The organism is Alteromonas sp. 14N.309.X.WAT.G.H12, assembly GCF_036697315.1.
Classification (GTDB): Bacteria; Pseudomonadota; Gammaproteobacteria; order Enterobacterales; family Alteromonadaceae; genus Alteromonas.
In genome coordinates this window covers 60587-79710 of record NZ_JBAHZB010000007.1, presented here as the reverse complement: position 1 = coordinate 79710, position 19124 = coordinate 60587, and the positions used below count along the sequence as shown (strand labels likewise).

Annotated in this window: 18 protein-coding genes; 11 read left to right on the top strand and 7 right to left on the bottom strand. The window is 43.5% G+C overall.

The features are described from left to right. Positions 1–2300: DNA polymerase I (gene polA / locus V5298_RS04900; RefSeq protein ID WP_332930354.1), on the top strand; the 2300-nt coding region annotated here is incomplete at its 5' end. Between the two features lie 184 nt (positions 2301–2484). Continuing rightward, complete coding sequence (locus V5298_RS04895) at positions 2485–2682, top strand: hypothetical protein (protein WP_332930353.1); 198 nt, start codon at positions 2485–2487, stop codon at positions 2680–2682. 37 nt (positions 2683–2719) lie between these two features. On the opposite strand, the gene yihA is transcribed toward V5298_RS04895, so the two are convergent. Continuing rightward, positions 2720–3331, bottom strand: a complete 612-nt coding sequence (gene yihA, locus V5298_RS04890; RefSeq protein ID WP_332930352.1) for a ribosome biogenesis GTP-binding protein YihA/YsxC — start codon at positions 3329–3331, stop codon at positions 2720–2722. Positions 3332–3508: 177 nt separating this feature from the next. On the opposite strand from yihA, the gene V5298_RS04885 reads away from it, so the two are divergent. From V5298_RS04885 to V5298_RS04870, 4 genes are all read left to right on the top strand, one after another. Next, positions 3509–4132, top strand: a complete 624-nt coding sequence (locus tag V5298_RS04885) for a c-type cytochrome (RefSeq protein WP_332930351.1) — start codon at positions 3509–3511, stop codon at positions 4130–4132. A gap of 342 nt (positions 4133–4474) precedes the next feature. Continuing rightward, positions 4475–5125: a class I SAM-dependent methyltransferase gene (locus tag V5298_RS04880; RefSeq protein WP_332930350.1), complete on the top strand. Its 651-nt coding sequence runs from the start codon at positions 4475–4477 to the stop codon at positions 5123–5125. Positions 5126–5172: 47 nt separating this feature from the next. After that, positions 5173–5688: a Der GTPase-activating protein YihI gene (yihI, locus tag V5298_RS04875; protein WP_332930349.1), complete on the top strand. Its 516-nt coding sequence runs from the start codon at positions 5173–5175 to the stop codon at positions 5686–5688. A 12-nt stretch (positions 5689–5700) separates the two neighbouring features. Further along, positions 5701–6153 (top strand): DUF2489 domain-containing protein, encoded by a 453-nt coding sequence (locus V5298_RS04870; protein ID WP_332930348.1) that lies wholly within the window; start codon positions 5701–5703, stop codon positions 6151–6153. 62 nt (positions 6154–6215) lie between these two features. Here V5298_RS04870 and V5298_RS04865 read toward each other — a convergent pair whose 3' ends face one another. Continuing rightward, positions 6216–6806: a DNA-3-methyladenine glycosylase I gene (locus tag V5298_RS04865; RefSeq protein ID WP_332930347.1), complete on the bottom strand. Its 591-nt coding sequence runs from the start codon at positions 6804–6806 to the stop codon at positions 6216–6218. Positions 6807–6924: 118 nt separating this feature from the next. Here V5298_RS04865 and glyQ point away from each other — a divergent pair, with 118 nt between their 5' ends. Genes glyQ through V5298_RS04850 form a run of 3 tightly spaced genes read left to right on the top strand, consistent with a single transcriptional unit; the run spans position 6925 to position 10415 of the window. Then, positions 6925–7830, top strand: a complete 906-nt coding sequence (gene glyQ / locus V5298_RS04860; protein ID WP_332930346.1) for a glycine--tRNA ligase subunit alpha — start codon at positions 6925–6927, stop codon at positions 7828–7830. 2 nt (positions 7831–7832) lie between these two features. After that, a complete protein-coding gene (gene glyS, locus V5298_RS04855; RefSeq protein ID WP_332930345.1) occupies positions 7833–9902 on the top strand; it encodes a glycine--tRNA ligase subunit beta in 2070 nt (689 codons plus the stop codon). A 57-nt stretch (positions 9903–9959) separates the two neighbouring features. Beyond that, positions 9960–10415, top strand: a complete 456-nt coding sequence (locus tag V5298_RS04850; protein ID WP_332930344.1) for a hypothetical protein — start codon at positions 9960–9962, stop codon at positions 10413–10415. A gap of 65 nt (positions 10416–10480) precedes the next feature. Here the strand turns inward: V5298_RS04850 and V5298_RS04845 are convergent, their stop codons facing one another. Then, the gene (locus V5298_RS04845; protein WP_416351144.1) at positions 10481–11197 is read right to left on the bottom strand and encodes an SOS response-associated peptidase family protein; all 717 of its coding nucleotides are present in this window, start codon (positions 11195–11197) and stop codon (positions 10481–10483) included. Positions 11198–11482: 285 nt separating this feature from the next. Here V5298_RS04845 and V5298_RS04840 point away from each other — a divergent pair, with 285 nt between their 5' ends. Then, positions 11483–11935 carry a rhomboid family intramembrane serine protease gene (locus V5298_RS04840; RefSeq protein WP_332930342.1) on the top strand — a complete coding sequence of 151 codons (453 nt, stop codon included), beginning with the start codon at positions 11483–11485 and terminating at the stop codon, positions 11933–11935. 113 nt (positions 11936–12048) lie between these two features. Here the strand turns inward: V5298_RS04840 and gyrB are convergent, their stop codons facing one another. The 4 genes from gyrB to dnaA all read right to left on the bottom strand — a co-directional run bounded on the left by gyrB (position 12049) and on the right by dnaA (position 18361). Next, positions 12049–14475, bottom strand: a complete 2427-nt coding sequence (gene gyrB, locus V5298_RS04835) for a DNA topoisomerase (ATP-hydrolyzing) subunit B (protein WP_332930341.1) — start codon at positions 14473–14475, stop codon at positions 12049–12051. 9 nt (positions 14476–14484) lie between these two features. Next, positions 14485–15573 (bottom strand): DNA replication/repair protein RecF, encoded by a 1089-nt coding sequence (gene recF / locus V5298_RS04830; RefSeq protein ID WP_332930340.1) that lies wholly within the window; start codon positions 15571–15573, stop codon positions 14485–14487. A gap of 93 nt (positions 15574–15666) precedes the next feature. Further along, positions 15667–16770 carry a DNA polymerase III subunit beta gene (gene dnaN, locus V5298_RS04825; RefSeq protein ID WP_332930339.1) on the bottom strand — a complete coding sequence of 368 codons (1104 nt, stop codon included), beginning with the start codon at positions 16768–16770 and terminating at the stop codon, positions 15667–15669. 31 nt (positions 16771–16801) lie between these two features. Then, positions 16802–18361, bottom strand: coding sequence for a chromosomal replication initiator protein DnaA (gene dnaA, locus V5298_RS04820; protein WP_332930338.1), 1560 nt, complete (start codon positions 18359–18361; stop codon positions 16802–16804). Between the two features lie 618 nt (positions 18362–18979). Between dnaA and rpmH the strand changes: the two genes are divergently transcribed. Further along, complete coding sequence (rpmH, locus tag V5298_RS04815) at positions 18980–19114, top strand: 50S ribosomal protein L34 (protein WP_216029396.1); 135 nt, start codon at positions 18980–18982, stop codon at positions 19112–19114. The last annotated feature ends 10 nt before the right edge of the window (positions 19115–19124 follow it).

Genomic DNA, 19124 nt, shown 5'->3' with positions numbered 1-19124 from the left:
TCAATACCATGACAAATCAGATCATGGACATTGACGGCGTTAAACAAAAATTTGGGATTCCGCCTGAATTGATCATCGATTTTCTGGCCCTAAAAGGGGATAAAGTTGACAACATTCCCGGTGTTCCTGGCGTGGGTGACAAAAGTGCCCAAGCCTTATTGAATGGTATCGGTGGTATTTCGGCAATCTATGAAAACCTTGATGAAATCGCGGCCTTATCTTTCAGAGGCAGTAAGACAATGGCGGCCAAAATGAAAGAATATGAAGAACAAGCCAAATTGTCTTATGAGCTGGCCACCATCAAACTCGACGTCGAGATGGATTTTGAACCGCAAACCTTAGTGCCCAGCAAACCGGACAACGCCAAGCTCGCAGAACTTTTTGCCGAATATGAATTTAAACGTTGGTTTAGTGAAGTGTCCTCAGAACAGGCCGCAGAACATGTGGATGAAGAGATCCCCGCAACGGATACATTATCTAAAATCGATACTTCATCTTACGTCACCATTACAACGCAAGATGAATTTGATCAATGGCTAACTAAGCTAGAACAGGCCCCGCTCATTGCCTTTGATACCGAAACCACCAGTTTGGACTACATGGAAGCACAAATTGTAGGGGTGTCATTTTGTATCTCACCGGGAGAAGCCGCTTACGTTCCTCTTGGTCACGACTATCCCGATGCACCGGAACAGCTGGATCGCACCCAGATACTGAATCAGCTAAAGCCGTTATTAGAATCCGAAGACGTGAAAAAGGTGGGGCAGCATCTTAAATACGATAAAAACGTGCTGGCAAATTACCATATTGATCTCCAAGGTATTGCTTTTGACACCATGCTTGAGTCATACGTATTAAACAGTACCGCCACCCGCCATGATATGGATTCACTGGCCATGGCCTACCTAAATCACAAAACCATTCATTTTGAAGATATTGCCGGTAAAGGTGCTAAGCAACTTACTTTTAATCAGATCCCGTTAGAGCAGGCTGCCCCCTACGCGGCAGAAGACGCAGACATTACACTTCGCCTGCATAATGTGATCTGGGAAAAACTACAGCAGGAAGAAACCTTAAAGAACTTACTACTGGATATAGAAATTCCTCTAGCCAGTGTGTTGTCGCGAATGGAACAACGTGGCGTACTTATCGACTCACAGAAACTGGGTCAGCAAAGTCAGGATCTTGCCCTGCGCATAAAAGAATTAGAAACGTCGGTACACGAAGCCGCAGGCGAAACCTTTAATTTGGGCTCCACCAAACAACTGCAGCATATCCTGTTTGAGAAGCTTAGCTTACCGATTATTAAAAAAACCCCCAAAGGCGCCCCTTCCACGTCTGAAGAGGTGTTACAAGAGCTTGCCCTCGAATACCCGATCCCGAAAATGATCATGGAATACCGAGGTCTGACAAAACTGAAAAACACCTACACCGACAAACTGCCCAAAATGATCAATCACCGTACGGGTCGGGTGCACACGTCATATCATCAGGCTGTCACAGCAACCGGCCGTTTGTCTTCAACGGATCCCAATTTACAGAATATTCCTATTCGCACAGAAGAAGGACGGCGGGTAAGACAAGCATTTGTTCCCCGCCCGGGATATAAAATTGTTGCCGCTGACTATTCCCAGATAGAACTTAGGATCATGGCCCATTTGTCGGCTGATAACGGATTACTAACAGCGTTTGCGGAAGGAAAAGACATCCACAAAGCCACTGCCGCAGAAGTATTCGATACACCGCTGGAGCAAGTTACCCTCGAGCAGCGTCGCAGTGCTAAAGCCATAAACTTTGGCCTGATATATGGCATGTCAGCATTTGGTCTAGCCCGACAACTCAATATCCCCAGAAATGACGCCCAAACCTATATGGATTTGTATTTTGAACGCTATCCTGGCGTACTCAAATACATGAACGACACACGGGAATTGGCAAAAGAAAAAGGTTATGTGGAAACCGTATTCGGTCGCCGCCTGTATCTACCTGATATTAAGGCCAGCAACGGAATGCGTCGTAAAGGCGCTGAACGGGCCGCCATCAACGCCCCTATGCAAGGCACGGCTGCCGACATCATCAAACTGGCAATGCTTCGCGTTGATGATTGGATCAATAAAGAAGCCGCTGATGAGGTGTACATGATGATGCAGGTGCACGATGAATTGGTTTTTGAAATCAAAGAAGACAAGATTAACGACCATGTACCTCATATTGTGACATTGATGGAGCAGGCAGCCATCTTAGCGGTACCGTTAAAAGTTGAAGCCGGTACAGGCATCGATTGGGATGAGGCCCATTAAAAACGTAATTGGATTACAAAAAAAGATAAACAAATGCCTTTAATAGCCATTTTTTAGTAATTTTATTACACGATATACTTGCCTTTTAGCAATTCTGTTGTACCCTATGCGTGTAGGGTACAGAGGTGAGAAAGCTGTTTTCAAACCTTTGCTTTAACCTCGGTGAATTCACCGAGGTTTTTTTATGTCTGTAAGAAAAGAATTTATACGGCAAGCAACTGATTTAATTGGCAATAAAAAATTAATTTTACTTTTTGTGGTTAATTTTGAACTTATTGGGCTGGGGCGCACTCTTATCTATGGTTTTTATGTGTTTTCTCTCAATCTTTACCCCATCCGTTTTGGATGGGGTTTTTTCTTTTTAAACGGTCAAAAAAGTTAACTCTAAAAATCAGCCGCCCTTAGACTCTGTAATCCAATTACGCCTCTTTATCATTATCCAGTTCAAACCATTTATCCAATATTACCGAGGCTTCTTTAACCCCCGTTTTCGATAACGAAGAAAACGTTTGTACAGTAACATCGCCATTAAATGCCAAAGCTGCATCCCGGGCAAACATTAATTGAGCTTTGCGTTTACCGGATTTTAATTTATCTGCTTTGGTTAAGAGGGCCAAAACAGGCAAACCAGCATCCACAGCCCAAAAAATTAAATCCTGATCCAGATCTTTAAAGGGATGGCGAATATCCATCAGCACAACGAGGCCTTTTAAACTTTTACGCTTTTGTAGATATTCCCCTAATGCCAATTGCCATTTCTTTTTCATTGCTAAAGGCACCTGGGCAAAACCATAACCGGGCAAATCAACGAGACGTCGGTCTTCATCCAGTTCAAAAATATTAATTAACTGAGTACGCCCCGGCGTTTTACTCGTTCTCGCCAGGTTTTTCTGGCGTGTCAGAGTATTTAGCGCACTGGACTTTCCAGCATTCGAGCGTCCGGCAAATGCCACTTCTATGCCTTTATCCTCCTTTAAATGCCGGATATCAGGCGCGCTCATGGTAAATTTGGCTTTTGTGTAATACGTCATTGCATATATCCGTCTATAATGTGTTTTTAATTTTAATTTAAATTGACTCTTATCAGAAAAAGTTTATAAAACCATAGTTTTATTATGGAATAGGTTTTTCTGACGCGCTAAATGTGTAAAATACGCATGATATCACGTATATCAACAAAGCCGTTTGATCCTTTATAGAGATTAATTATGAAAAAACTGTGTTTGCTTGTGTGTATGACGTTAGGTTTTACTGGAAGTGCGATAGCAGAAGGCAATCCTGAAGCAGGGAAAGCAAAATCTGCAGTATGTGCAGCGTGTCATGGTATGGACGGAAACTCCATGATCCCAATGAACCCTAAAATAGCAGGGCAACACGCAGATTACTTAGTTAAGCAGTTAAAAGAATTTAAACTGGCCTCACAAACCGGTGGTGCAGAAGGACGTAATAATGCCGTTATGAACGGTATGGCCGCACCTCTGTCTGAGCAAGATATGGAAGATTTAGCCGCCTACTTCGCTTCCCAAGATGCCATCCCTGGCGAAACGCCAGAAAATTACGTCGAAGCAGGACAAGCACTGTATCGCGGCGGCGACGGCGAGCGCGGCATTCCTTCCTGTAGTGCGTGTCATGGTCCAGATGGCAGCGGAATGGGGTTAGCCGGATTCCCTGATATCAGTGGTCAACATCCCGAATACATTGCAACCCAACTGAAAGCGTTCCGCTCAGGTGACAGAGCAAACGATATGAACGGTATGATGCGGGATATCGCCACCAAGTTGACCGATGAAGATATCGATATTTTATCGAATTACTTGGCAGGATTGCATTAATTAACACCGGCATCCCAGTTATTTGTTAAATAATTGTGAAAATATTCTTGCTTTTTGATCATACTTGAGTATTATGCCCTTATAGGTTTGGCACTGTGTTTGAAACAGTACAAACATAATAACAATAAGTAGTATTAATGGATTGTTGGATAAAGCGTCAGGAAGGCCTTGAACTCATAGCAGCTCTGTAAGCAACAATAAAAAGTAGAGCAAGCACCCTTACACGAAAGTGTAATAACGGGAGATGTGTCAAAAGACACGACAAATAAGGTGATGGTGCAAACCATCGCCTTTTTTTCTTTTTGGCCTGTTTGCATTATGCTGTTAAAAAACAGGCCGCTTATGAATACCTCAGATCTTTGCCCTTTATGCGCATCAAACCTTATTCAGCCGTATCATCAGGATAAATTCCGTCAGTTTTTTCTTTGCCAGCAATGCAAACTGGTCTTCGTCGACCCCCAAAGTTTGCCGTCCAAAGCCCGAGAAAAACAGGAATATGATCTTCATCAAAATCATATGACAGATAAAGGCTATTGTCGCTTTCTACAACGCGCTATGGATCCTGTGGTTTCCCTTGTTTCTCCTCCAGCTCATGGCCTGGATTTCGGTTGCGGCCCGGCGCCTGTATTGGCCACCTTGCTAAAACAAGAAGGCTATAGGATGTCGGTATTTGATCCTATCTATGCCAACAACCTCGAGGTACTCTCCTCACACCACTATGATTTTATAACCTGTACAGAGGCCATCGAACATTTTCATACCCCTGCTAAAGAACTCCATTGTTTAACGACGCTGATCAAACCTGGGGGAATCATCGTATTTATGACCAAACGCGTTAGGTCATTAGAAGCCTTTTCCACATGGCACTATAAAAACGATCAAACCCATGTTTCCTTCTTTTCAGATGAAACCTTCTTTTATTTAGGCAAAAAATACGGCTTTGAAGTAACACTGAGTGGAAAAGACATTGTTTTGTTGAAGAAGCGACCATAAATACGCGGTATAATTATGCTTGACCAATTTAATTAGGAGACAAAGATATGTCGTCTCGTTCAAAGAAATCCCGCAAAATCGGTTTGATCGGCGTTAGAAAAGACCCCGACTTCAAACCTGAAGAAAGAAAAAACAAAGGAAAAGTTAACGCGCCAAAATCAAAACGGCGGTTAGGCAATCCAGCGGGTAGCCGAAATTCGCTGGAAAATACCCAAAAAAGTGATAAACCAACCAAGGTGAATCAAGATCCCCGTCATGGCAGTAAAAAGCCTGTACCATTAATTAAAACGCCGGTTAAAACTCAGGCGCAAAAGAAATACGCAACGCCGGCAGAAGAACTCGCAGCCTTGGAAGCAGACACAAAACTATCCACGTTATTGGATAAACTCGATAGCAATAAGGCCATCTCCAAAGCCGAGCAGCAATACGTCGATGAAAAAATGGCGCGACACAGGATATTGTGCGATTTATTAGGCATTACCGAATTCGATGATGAAGATGAAGAAAACGATGATCCTCTCGCTCAACTCGACGCCATCAGTTTAGATGAATTTAAAGACTAAAGGGTGGTGACTATGTGGTTAACAGCAGCCATTGTCATAGGAATACTCATTATTCTTGGGCTTGGTATCTATGCAGGCAAACTGCTTTATATGCTAAAGGAACAAAATGCACAGCAGCAAACAGCGCGGAAGGCGCGGATAGATTCGATAACGGAAAGTATTATCGTTATTTGTAAGGCGATGCAACAACAACAATGTGATTTATCCGAAGGGACAATTCGCATTTGTAAGTTGTTAAATGCACTTCCCTTGCAAACGCGGCCGGAATATCGCGAAAAATTCCCGCACATTCATAACTTGTTTGTGGAAATTAGTGGTTTTGCCATTTTAGAAGAACGCAAAAAGTTAACCGCGCAAGAACGTCGGGAACAGGATGAAGCTAGGGAGCAAATTGAATCTGAATTTGAGTCTCATGTCCTGAAAGAACTCGACAGCATCCGCGACTTTTGTACCCAAATTAATTAGTAATATCCGCAGGTAGGAAAGCACAAAGTCTTTAGTGCTTTTTTACCTGTTTCACTGTGCTACTATTTTCTGGCCAGTTTGCACACCTCATCGTAACAACAACAATTAACCAAATGATCATTTACCAGACCACATGCCTGCATAAATGCATAGCAAATGGTTTCCCCTACGAATTTGAATCCAGCTTTTTTCAGCGCCTTAGCCATCGCCACTGATTCTGGCGTACTCACTGGGATCTCACCACTCTCATGCCAGGTGTTGACGATGGTTTTATAGTGCGTAAATTGCCAAATGAAATCAGAAAATGGCATTGTGCGACTAATTGTCTGGTAAGCATGGGCATTCGCAATAATGCTCTTTATTTTTAAACGATTTCTGACAATACCGCTATTGAGCATTAATCGGTCAACATCGTCATCCCCCATAGTGACGATACGACTAGGATCGAAATCGAAAAACGCCTCTTCATAGTGTTTTTGTTTTTTTAAGATGGTTATCCACGACAATCCCGCTTGTTGTCCGTCGAGACATAACTTGGCGAAAAGTTGCTGACTGTCGAATTCGGGCCGCCCCCAATGCTCGTCGTGATAACGTATATACTCAGGATCATGGGTTTCCCACGCACAACGTACCCCGTTATTTTCCTGTTCCATGTCTTCTCCCGCCCTTAAATGCCCTTTTTCTACAGATTTAACCGATTCTACCTACATTCATCAGCCTACAAATTGTATACTACTCCACCTTTACAATGGTCAGTTATAAGCAGCAAACATGCAGAAATACGATATTAAAACCTTTCAGGGTTTGATCCTCGCACTGCAGGATTATTGGGCGCGTCAAGGATGCGTAGTTATCCAGCCTTTAGATATGGAAGTGGGCGCAGGGACTTTTCACCCCATGACCTTCCTTCGCTCTCTCGGCCCTGAGCCGATTAGCAGTGCCTATGTACAACCTTGTCGTCGTCCCACCGATGGCCGATATGGTGAAAACCCTAATCGTTTGCAGCACTATTATCAATTTCAGGTCATGCTTAAGCCCTCTCCTGAGAATATTCAAGAACTATACCTAGGTTCGTTAAAAGAACTTGGCTTTGATCCCTTGGTACATGATATCCGCTTTGTCGAAGACAATTGGGAATCCCCCACCCTTGGCGCCTGGGGTTTAGGTTGGGAAGTATGGCTAAACGGCATGGAAGTCACTCAGTTTACCTATTTCCAGCAGGTGGGTGGCTTAGAATGTAAACCGGTTACCGGCGAAATCACCTACGGTTTAGAACGTCTTGCCATGTACGTGCAAGGTGTAGACAGCATTTACGACCTGGTATGGACCGATGGCCCTATGGGTAAAGTTACCTATGGTGATGTATTCCATCAAAATGAAGTCGAGCAATCAGCGTATAACTTCGAACATGCCAATGTGGAATTTCTATTTAAAACCTTTGATGAGTGTGAATCGGCCAGTCAGTTATTAATTGAAAAGAACTTGCCTTTGCCTGCCTATGAACAAGTGATGAAAGCCTCCCACGCATTTAATCTGTTGGATGCCCGTCATGCCATTTCAGTAACAGAGCGGCAACGATATATTCTGCGGGTCAGAACATTAGCCAAAGCGTGTGCGGAAAGTTATTACCAGGCCCGTGAAGCGCTTGGTTTCCCTATGTGTAAAAAGGAGCAGTAGTCGTGCGGACTGAGAACTTACTTGTAGAAATTGGAACCGAAGAATTACCGCCAAAAGCCCTAAAAAACTTAGGACAAAGCTTCGCAGATAATATGGAAGCTGCATTAAAAAACGCCGATTTACAATTCTCAAAAATAAACTGGTTTGCGGCTCCAAGACGCTTAGCGGTAACTGTATTGCAGTTAGCTGAATCCCAAGAAGACAAAGTGGTTGAGAAACGTGGCCCGGCGATTTCTGCGGCCTTTGATAGTGATGGTAATCCCACTAAAGCCGCGTTGGGCTGGGCACGAGGCAATGGCATCGACGTAGCAGCCGCCGAACGATTAAAAACCGATAAAGGCGAGTGGTTACTTCACCGTGCCAAGGTATCTGGCCAGTCCATTGAGCACCTTATTGAAGATCTCGTCAATCAAGCTATTAGCAAACTTCCCATACCTAAAGCCATGCGCTGGGGAACGTCCACCACACAGTTTATTCGTCCGGTACACACGGTAACAGCCCTATACGGTGATCAATTGCTACCGTTAACGGTATTAGGTAAATCCAGTAGTCGCACTATTCAAGGACACCGTTTCCACGGTGAGGCCACCTTTGAACTCGATCACGCGGATAATTACGCTTCTGCCCTTATGGACCATTACGTTGTCGCGGATTTTAGTGAACGTGCCGAACGTATTCGTAAGGCTTTGGAAGATGCCGCCGATGCGTTGCAACTTAAAGCCGATTACAACGAAAGCCTGCTTGAAGAAATCGCCTCATTAGTGGAGTGGCCAGTTGTGCTTCAAGCCTCTTTTGATGCAGCCTTCTTAGATGTGCCTAAAGAAGCTTTAATTTACACAATGAAAGACGATCAAAAGTACGTACCATTGCTCTCCCAAGAGGGTTCACTGGACAACCGCTTTTTGTTTGTCAGCAATATTCAATCACAAGATCCCATTCAGGTTATTTCTGGGAATGAAAAAGTCATTCGCCCACGCTTGGCCGATGCTGAATTTTTCTTTACCACCGATAAGAAAACTACGCTGGCAAGCCGTTTAGGTAGCTTAAGCTCAGTATTGTTCCAAAAACAACTCGGCACACTGGAAGACAAATCAAACCGTATTTCTGCGCTTTCTGGCTCTATTGCCAGTAAAATTAATGCCGATGCTGAAAAAGCTTCACGGGCGGGGTTACTAGCAAAAACCGATTTGATGACCAATATGGTAATGGAATTTCCTGATGTCCAAGGCGTTATGGGCAAGTATTATGCGCTCAACGATGGCGAAGACAGCCAGGTTGCCGAAGCTTTATACGAACAATATATGCCCCGTTTTTCCGGTGACCAATTACCTAGCACGGGAGTAAGTGCCGCGGTGTCATTAGCGGATAAGCTAGATACTTTAGTCGGCATTTTCGGTATTGGTCAGCTCCCTAAAGGGGACAAGGATCCATTCGCTCTTCGCCGTGCGGCTATTGGTGTGTTACGGATCATCGTTGAAAAAGACCTACCGTTAGATCTCGAAGAACTTATCGCAGAAGCCATTGCAGTATATGGCGACAAGCTTACCAACAAAGACTGCCAGAATCAGGTGGTAGACTTTATCTTAGGTCGCTTTGTTGCTTTATTGCAGGATCAAGGCGTCAGCATCGATGTTATTCAAGCCGTTTCAGCTCGACGCCCTACTCGTCCAGCAGACTATGTGGCCCGTGTACAAGCCGTCGCCGCCTTTAAAGAGCGGGACGAAGCCGAAGCACTGGCTGCGGGTAACAAGCGAGTCGCTAACATTCTGGCTAAACAAGATTCGCAGGTTTCTTCCCAAGTCGATGAAACTTTACTTAGTGAACCGGCAGAAAAAACCTTATTTACCGCGCTGCAAAGTGTACAAAGTGATGTAAAAGATGGCATTGCCGATAAAGACTATAACCGTGTGCTTAGCGCACTCGCTACGCTGCGGGAAGCCGTCGACAACTTCTTCGATAATGTCATGGTCATGGCTGAAGACATGTCGGTGCGGAACAATCGATTAGCGCTGTTGTCGTTACTAAGACAACAGTTCTTAGAAGCCGCGGATATTTCGTTACTGTCGAAGTAACCTGCAAGCAGGACATGCCCAGTCTACACGCTAGGCATGTCCCTTAAAGAGGTAATAATGATTAAACGTTTCACTTTATTATTGATGTTTGCCTTGCTATCGGGTTGTAGCTCTACCAGTGTGGTGTCAATTCCCGGCATCATAGAAGCGCCCACCATTAAATTTGAAAACCTGTATTTAAGAGGTGTATTTAACTGGTGGGAAGCCAATTTGCCCTACAAGCTAAAAAGCGGTGAGCAAGGTTGGTACGTGGATGTTGAATTAATTGCCGATGGCCAGCCCTATGATTTTAGATTATCAGATGGCTTTTGGACTCCCGATCAAACCTGTGGTGCCCGTTATAAAGGTCAAATTGTTGTCCCTCAATCCGCTACCTATATGATTTGCGGCACAGAATCGGAAAACTTGCAGTTTACACCTGAGACAACGGGGCTATATCGCTTTAACTTTACCCCCGCCAGTGGTGGTGAAGTGATGCTTACCATCGTTCCCCAGTTTACCTCCCCTCAGTAATAGCAATATGGCGTAGTAGCGAGGATAGTTAGCACTATCCTCCTGCCACACCACATTATTAGTAATCACTTACTACCACTAAAACAACCGCTATTTTCAGCATCAGCATCTAAATATTCAGTCATACCTTGTGCTCTCGCCTGTTTAAACGTATTCACCTTGGTCACTTTTAAATCTTGATAAATTTTGGGGTTCGCTAAAACATCATTGATCCAAGGATCATCAGCGGCCCCCGATAGCCAGTTGGCAATAAATTCTTCATTGTGAGGTAAAAAACAAGGGATGGATTTATCATGGTACAGGCTAAAACTTGCATGAGGTGGCCGGGTGATCACGGCAGTTGCATAGCAACCGTTGGCAAATGGGCGATATACCGCACCAAGTAGCAGCCCCTTTTCTGCTTCCATTAAGTAGTGCTCATTTCGCTTTCCTACTTGTAAAGTTTCACCTATAGCGGTGGCGACCACAATTGCTCTGTACCCTCCTATGGCTTTTTGCCAGTAAGGGCTATCAATATTTCTTGCATTAAAGGTGGTGCGTTCTCCCACCTCTAAGGTATCGCCAGCGACGCTACAATCGAACCACCAGGTTGCATCTACGGTTTTGTCAGGGCGAATAATGACATTGGCGATCTTGCGCGTTGGATTTTTTCCAAAAGCGGGATAGAAATTCAATTCTCCTTGCTCTGAGCAAAAATTGGGGATGACTCCCTGTAATCCCACTTCTTCTAAGAGGTTGATCACCGCTGGTGAGTCTGTCACGCGCTTTATAAATCCACACATAATTGGCCACTATACTGAGCTTTAAAGATGCTGTGCCCTACCTCTTATGAAAATCATAGCAAGGTATGCGTTATAGAGGATGACATGTTTTCACGTAAAAAATGACACCTTTTTAAATAAACTGGCTTTAGGTTACTACCGCATCTCTTTTCAGCTTCCCACAACCGTACATCAAATAACTGTCTTTTTTTAGCCAGCCTTTTTTTGATTCAATGGCTCACCCAGTATTGTTTTGGGGGCCGTGATCTTCTGTTTCATTCTATGGGTACTATCCACACACAGGTTATGAATGGCGAAGTATGGCGGCTTATCACTGGTCCATTGCTACATTCTTCGATTCTCCACCTTTTATCTAATGCGCTATTTTTAATGCTAGTTGGACCGCTCACCTGGTACTTGTATTCCTATAAAAACATTGGCGTTCTTATACTTGGTAGTAGCTTAGGCGCACTGGTATCAACCTTATTAGGCACCTATACAAACAACTCCCCCTTTGATACTTATGTTGGGCTTTCCCCAGGTATTTTCGCCCTATACGGATTAGTTTCTTTATCAGGAATTTTGAATAGAAAGCTATTGCCTGCCGGCATCGCCTTACATCTTGGGTTTATAGCAGTAATTTCTATCGTTACAGCAAGCATATATATAAACAGCGCAGCCAACGGAAGTCACTGGGCAGGACTACTATTTGGCATGGCCGTAGGCCGTAGCGCCACGACTAAAATACAGGAAGATTGAACTGTCAGAGGTGACTGAACTTAACGCTGATGAAGGCTTTGAATGAATAGAGGGAAAGGATAAAACTGAGACCTCTTTGTGAAGTCTCAGTTTCTTTTAGAAAGACAAGCTAGTTACACGTCTAGGTTTTCAACGTTCAACGCGTTTGCTTCAATAAATGCACGTCGAGGTTCAACCTGATCACCCATAAGAGTGGTAAAAAGTTGATCGCAAGTAATCGCATCTTCGATGGTAACTTGCAGCATTCTACGGCTCTCAGGATCCATGGTCGTCTCCCAAAGCTGATCGGGGTTCATCTCCCCAAGCCCTTTGTAGCGCTGAATATACTGTCCACGTTTCGCTTCATGCATTAGCCAATCCAAAGCTTCTTTAAAGGATTCTACAGCCAACTGACGCTCACCACGTTTGATATACGCAGTATCACTCATCATATCGTTAATAGACTCGTTTAAGTCTTTTATACGCTTGTATTCACCAGACTCAATAAAGTCATGATTAAGCTTGTAGTAGTAGTCAATTCCGTGCATGCGCATGATAATTTCGATGAAATACTCATTAAGTTCTTCATCTTGTTTTATCTCAAAACGATAGGTAGCACCGTCATTTTCATATTCATTCAAACTAGCAACAAATTTCTCAGCCACATTATTTAATACAGAGCGGTCTTTTAAGTCTTCAACATTTAATGTGGGCGAATAAACCAAACGGTTCAAAATAGCCGGTGGCATTAAGCGATAAAGGCGTTTTATTAACTTTTCTACCGATTGATACTGTTTAACCAATTTTTCTAATCCCACACCAGATATACCCGGTGCATCATCGCTGGTATAGAGTACAGCGCCGTCTACGGCAATAGATGTGAGGTAATTCGTAAGGGCCTCATCGTCTTTTAAATACTGCTCCTGCTTGCCCTTCTTCACTTTATAAAGTGGGGGCTGGGCAATGTAGACATAGCCTCGCTCAATGATCTCAGGCATTTGACGATAGAAAAAGGTCAGCAACAATGTACGAATATGAGATCCATCTACGTCAGCATCAGTCATTATGATGATGCTATGGTAACGCAATTTTTCTGGATTATATTCATCTCGACCGATGCCACAACCCAGTGCGGTTATCAATGTAGCGACCTCTTGTGAAGATAGCATTTTATCAAATCGGGCTTTTTCTACGTTTAAGATTTTACCTTTCAGCGGCAAAATGGCCTGGTTTTTACGGTTGCGCCCCTGTTTAGCTGAACCGCCTGCAGAGTCACCCTCCACAATATAAAGTTCGGACAATGACGGATCTTTTTCCTGACAATCGGCTAACTTACAGGGTAATCCTGCTAAATCTAGAGCGCCCTTTCGACGGGTCATTTCTCGTGCTTTTCGCGCAGCTTCTCTGGCGCGAGCAGCATCGATAATTTTTGAAGCGATAATTTTACTTTCCTGGGGATTCTCTAATAGGAATTCAGAAAGTTTTTCGTTCATTGCCGACTCAACCGCAGGCCGCACTTCAGAGGAAACCAATTTTTCTTTTGTCTGTGAAGAGAATTTAGGATCTGGGACTTTTACCGAGACCACCGCCGTCAACCCTTCTCTGGCATCATCACCAGTGGCTGAAGCGTTTGTCTTTGCTTTCTTATTCAACCCTTCCTTTTCCATGTAAGTGTTTAACGTACGGGTTAGTGCACCACGAAAACCTGCTAAGTGCGTACCTCCATCCCGTTGAGGTATGTTGTTAGTAAAGCAGAAAACATTTTCTTGGAAACCGTCGTTCCATTGCATCGCTACTTCAACAGAAATACCATCTTCCCGTTCACTAGTGAAGTGAAACACTTTTTGATGCACTGGGGTTTTGTTTTGGTTAAGGTACTCAACGAAAGCCCGAATACCACCTTCATACATAAAGTGATCTTCTTTTCCGTCGCGTTCATCTTTAAGGCGAATAGAAACACCTGAATTCAAAAACGAAAGTTCCCGCAACCGCTTGGCTAAGATCTCATAATGAAACAGGGTATTTGTGAAGGTTTCGGTACTTGGCCAGAAACGTACTGTGGTGCCTGTTTTATCTGTCTCACCCGTAACGGCCAAAGGCTCTTGCGGTATACCATGCTGGTACTCTTGTTCGTGCAACCGACCTTCTCGGCGAATCTTGAGTTTCAATTTGCTGGATAGTGCATTTACAACCGAAACGCCTACACCATGAAGTCCGCCTGATACTTTATAAGAGTTATCATCAAACTTACCGCCGGCATGCAGCACCGTCATAATCACTTCTGCAGCAGAAACACCTTCTTCAGGGTGTATAGATGTTGGAATGCCGCGCCCATTATCTGATACTGATACAGAACCATCTGTATGAATCTGAATTTCAATTTCGGAGCAGTATCCCGCCAGCGCTTCATCGATCGAGTTATCGACCACCTCGAATACCATATGATGCAAACCCGTTCCATCATCAGTATCACCGATGTACATACCGGGACGCTTACGAACAGCATCCAGCCCCTTTAACACTTTGATACTGGACGAGTCGTAACTATTTTGCTCTGACATATACTAACCTTACTCCTCGTTCACGCGACCATGTTCCACGTGAAACATTTTTTTATCTTTATATTTGTGAATAAACTCTAATTGCTCGCGCTCGATGGCAGTGACAAAAACCTGCGTATCCATTGCGAGCAAACCATCGATGAATCGCTCTCGTTTATCTATATCGAGTTCTGCGCCAACATCATCGAGTAAAAATATACTTTTGCGTTCCGTCTCTTGTTGAAATAGCTTTGTTTGCGCTAACTGAAGCGCGGCTACTGCCATTCTTAATTGCCCGCGGGAAAGTATCTCTTGGGCAATACTACCATCTACTTTAAACTTCAAATCTGATTTATGGGGACCGGCAGTTGTATACCCTACCCGCAAATCATAGTCTCTTTTACGCAAAAGACTTTCTGATAAAGACGCCTCTTTTTCCCATCCCTTATAATACGAAATTTCCACGCAAAACTCAGGTAGAAATTCACTACAAATGGCATTAAATAGCTTCTGTAGACGCGATACGTAAGCTTTTCGCTTATCACTAAGGGCAATACCGCACTTTACCAGTTGTTGCTCCCAGTAAGCATGCTCAGGCGCATCTAAATTAGCTTGCTTTTTTAATAGTACATTTCTTGTTTTCAACAGCTTTTGGTAGGTTTGAAAGAGCATATTGAAATCATGTTCCACGTGGAACAGCCCCCAATCAATGAACTTTCTCCTTTCACCTGGAGAGCCTATGATAAGGTCTGTACTTTGAGGCGTAAAAAGCTGTACCGGAATCAGACTAACCAAATCGGCCAATCGATGAGAATGTTCGCCGTTAATAGCGCAAGTGAATCGATCGTCTCGCGTGCGTTGTAATCCAATTTTAAACGCCGCCCCGTCACTTTCTGCGCATTGCGCAAAAATACTAAACTGCTGACTATCGTGACGGATCACCGAACTGTGCTTGTGAGTGCGAAAAGAACGCCCAAACCCTAAGTAATATAGGGATTCAATAACAGAAGATTTCCCACTCCCATTTTTACCACTGATGATGGTCAGAGCTTGAGATGGAATAAGCGTGGCACCGACGATATTCCGAAAGTCGGTGAGCTGGACCTTGTCCAGTTTCATAAACTCACTCTAACAAACAGTGTAACATTACCATCTTGAAAAAAGCATTTACCCATAACATTAAAATAAAATTCTAAGATGGCGATGTTGACCTTATAAGCGCATTGGCATAATGACATACAATGCAGAATCATCACCTGCATTTTGAATTAACGCACTGGCATTTGAATCAGACAATACCAACTGGACGTCTTCTGTGGTCAGCGCATTTAATACGTCAATTAAGTAGGCAACATTAAAGCCAATTTCTAAATCATTGCCTTCGTAATTAACGTCAACAATTTCTTCCGCTTCTTCTTGCTCAGGGTTGTTCGCTGTGATTTTCAGTTCACCATTGGAAAGATTTAAACGAACGCCACGGAATTTTTCGTTAGATAAAATGGCTGCACGGGAGAAGGCATCTTTTAACACCGCTTTACTGGCGATGATAGTTTTATCGCCATCACGTGGAAGCACTCTGCGGTAGTCTGGGAACCGACCGTCCACGAGCTTGCTGGTAAAAATAAATTCTGAGGAGAACATGCGGATATGATTCGCACCCACTTGGATTTTAATAGACCGCTCTTCATCACCAATAAGGCGTGCAATTTCCAATACCCCTTTACGAGGAATAATAACCTGACGAGAAGGCAAGGTCGTGGTCTCATAGGCTAACCGGCACAAAGCAAGCCGATGACCATCGGTAGCAACGGTACGGATAATATTGTCTTCGGTTTCTAAAGACATACCATTGAGGTAATAACGTACGTCTTGTTGTGCCATAGAAAAATGCGTGCTGTTGATCAGGCGCTTTAAATCGCTTGCTGGCACTTCAAATTCAACTTCACCTTCCCAGTCTTCCAAGTTTGGATAATCGTTGGCAGACAAGGTAGAAAGGGTATATCGGCCTCGGCCTGCACGTATTAACGCTTTGGTACTGTCTAATGAAAAATGGATCTCCGTTCCATCGGCTATACCCCGACATATATCAAAGAGTTTTTTAGCGGGAACGGTAATTTCGCCTTCTTCAAAATCACCTTCTAAAGGCGTACTTGCTATCAATTCAACTTCGAGATCGGTACCGGTTAACCAAAGTGCGCCTTCACTGACTTTAATGAGCACATTTGAGAGAATAGGTAGTGTATGACGTCGCTCTACAGCGCCGGATACAAGTTGCAAAGGTTGCAGAAACTTTTCACGACTGATGGTAAATTTCATTGATTTACTTTCCCGCCTGGATTGTAAAGTTTTATGAGGACAAGGTTCTTATCAAATTTTTATAATCCTCTTTTATATCATGACTTTCTTCTCTAAGCTGCTCTATTTTTCTACACGCATGAAGAACCGTTGTATGATCACGACCACCAAAAGCATTACCTAACTCAGGAAGGCTATGGTTAGTGAGTTCTTTCGCTAACGCCATGGCTACCTGCCGTGGACGAGCTACACTTCGACTTCTTCGCTTAGAAAGAATGTCAGATACCTTAATCTTATAATAATCTGCCACTGTTTTCTGAATATTATCGACAGTAACTAACTTTTCTTGAAGTGCGAGGAGATCCCGCAAGGCTTCTCTAACAAAATCGATGGTAATTTCTCTACCGGTAAAATTCGCATTCGCAATAACCCGGTTGAGTGCGCCTTCAAGTTCACGCACATTAGAACGCAGACGCTTGGCAATAAAAAATGCCACTTCATCAGGCAGATGTATTTTATTCTCAGCTGCTTTACGCATCAAAATCGCCACCCGAGTTTCTAGTTCGGGGGGTTCAATGGCAATTGTTAAGCCCCAACCAAAACGAGATTTCAACCTGTCTTCAACGCCATCAATTTCTTTTGGATAGCGATCGGAAGTTAAGATGATTTGCTGGTTACCTTCTAACAAGGCATTAAAGGTATGGAAAAACTCTTCCTGAGACCGTTCTTTATTCGCAAAGAACTGAATGTCATCGATAAGGAGTGCATCAACAGAACGATAAAAACGTTTAAAGTCTTCTATGGCATTATTTTGCAATGCCTTAACCATATCCTGAACAAAACGTTCCGAATGCATATACACAATTTTTGCGCCGGGCCGATTGGCAATAATCCCATTGCCCACAGCATGTAATAAGTGGGTTTTACCCAAACCCGTACCACCATAAATAAATAATGGATTGTACGAGCCACCAGGATTATTGGCGACCTGGGTTGCTGCTGCTCGGGCTAACTGGTTTGATTTACCCTCTACGAAGTTATCAAACTGGTAAGTCGGGTTAATATTACTTTTATGCTTCGCTGCCTCCGGAATAGGCACAACAGCCGGAGAGGGCTTCTTCGCAACAGAATCGCTACGGCTTGACGCTTTATTTCTTTGTAATGCAGACAGGGCCGCAGACGTGTGTGCGTGATGATTATTATCACCTTGGGCTAATGCACTTCCCCGCATAGGCGAAGCTTGCCCAGATACCCGCGCAGAAGTCTCACTATTAGGTGATACTGTGGCAGGTTGCCTAGTCCCACCGGTCTGCCCTTGTGTGGCTGAATGAGGAGCCTGTTGCATAGAAGACGGACGACTAACCGGCCGAGCATTACGTGTTGCCACATCAAGATGCAACTGTGGTGAATTATCGCCACAGAATTCATCGAATAACTCAGTAATTTTATCTCTATATTTATCGCGAACCCAATCAAGGACAAAACGATTAGGCGCAAATAACGTCAGCACACCAGAATCTTCTTGTGCTGTTAGTGGTCTTATCCACATACTAAATTGTTGAGTAGGCAATTCCTGGCGTAAGCGCTCGAGGCACATATTCCACAAAGACATAATCTTTATTGGCTCCAAAAAGGATGCTGAAGACGCCAGAAGCGATAAGACAAAGAAGAACAACCGTTCCTTCTTATTATTAGAGAAAGCGGTGATAGAATTCTGGGTAACAGCGATATTTTTTAATTTTTTCTTTGATCGCTGTGGATTATCTGATCTTATGACACCAAAGTAAATCTTGATCTTAAGGGATCACTGGGATCTAATCGCTATATTACTGTTTAATAAGTACTATTTAATTTATTCATGAAAAAGAAAATCCCATTTTTTCAACTACTGTACAAGCGATCAGCCTTTGGGATCTGCGCTAGATTTAACAGGATCTCAATGAGTTTTCTCTTGACTTGTGGATAAATTGAGAGTTTAAAGATAATTATACACAGGCGAAAAAAGGCAAAACCAGACGTATTGTCCACAGCGAACAATAAATAACCATTAAAGAGCAAAAAAACTGCAACTTAGCGCTGATTTACATTGACATCAGCCCGCGAGATCTCTAGAATTCAGCGTCCTTTTTGGATGGGCGACGTAACACACTTAAGCAATCTTGTATAAGGTTTGTGGTTTAGCGAGTTACTTTGAACGTCTAATGTAAACTTTAAAAGTGAGACTTTGGTCATGAAAAGAACATTTCAACCGAGCAACTTAAAGCGCAAGCGTTCTCACGGTTTTCGTGCTCGTATGGCGACTAAAAATGGTCGTAAAATACTAGCCGCTCGCCGTGCAAAAGGTCGCGCTAGCCTTTCTGCTTAAAAGTAATATT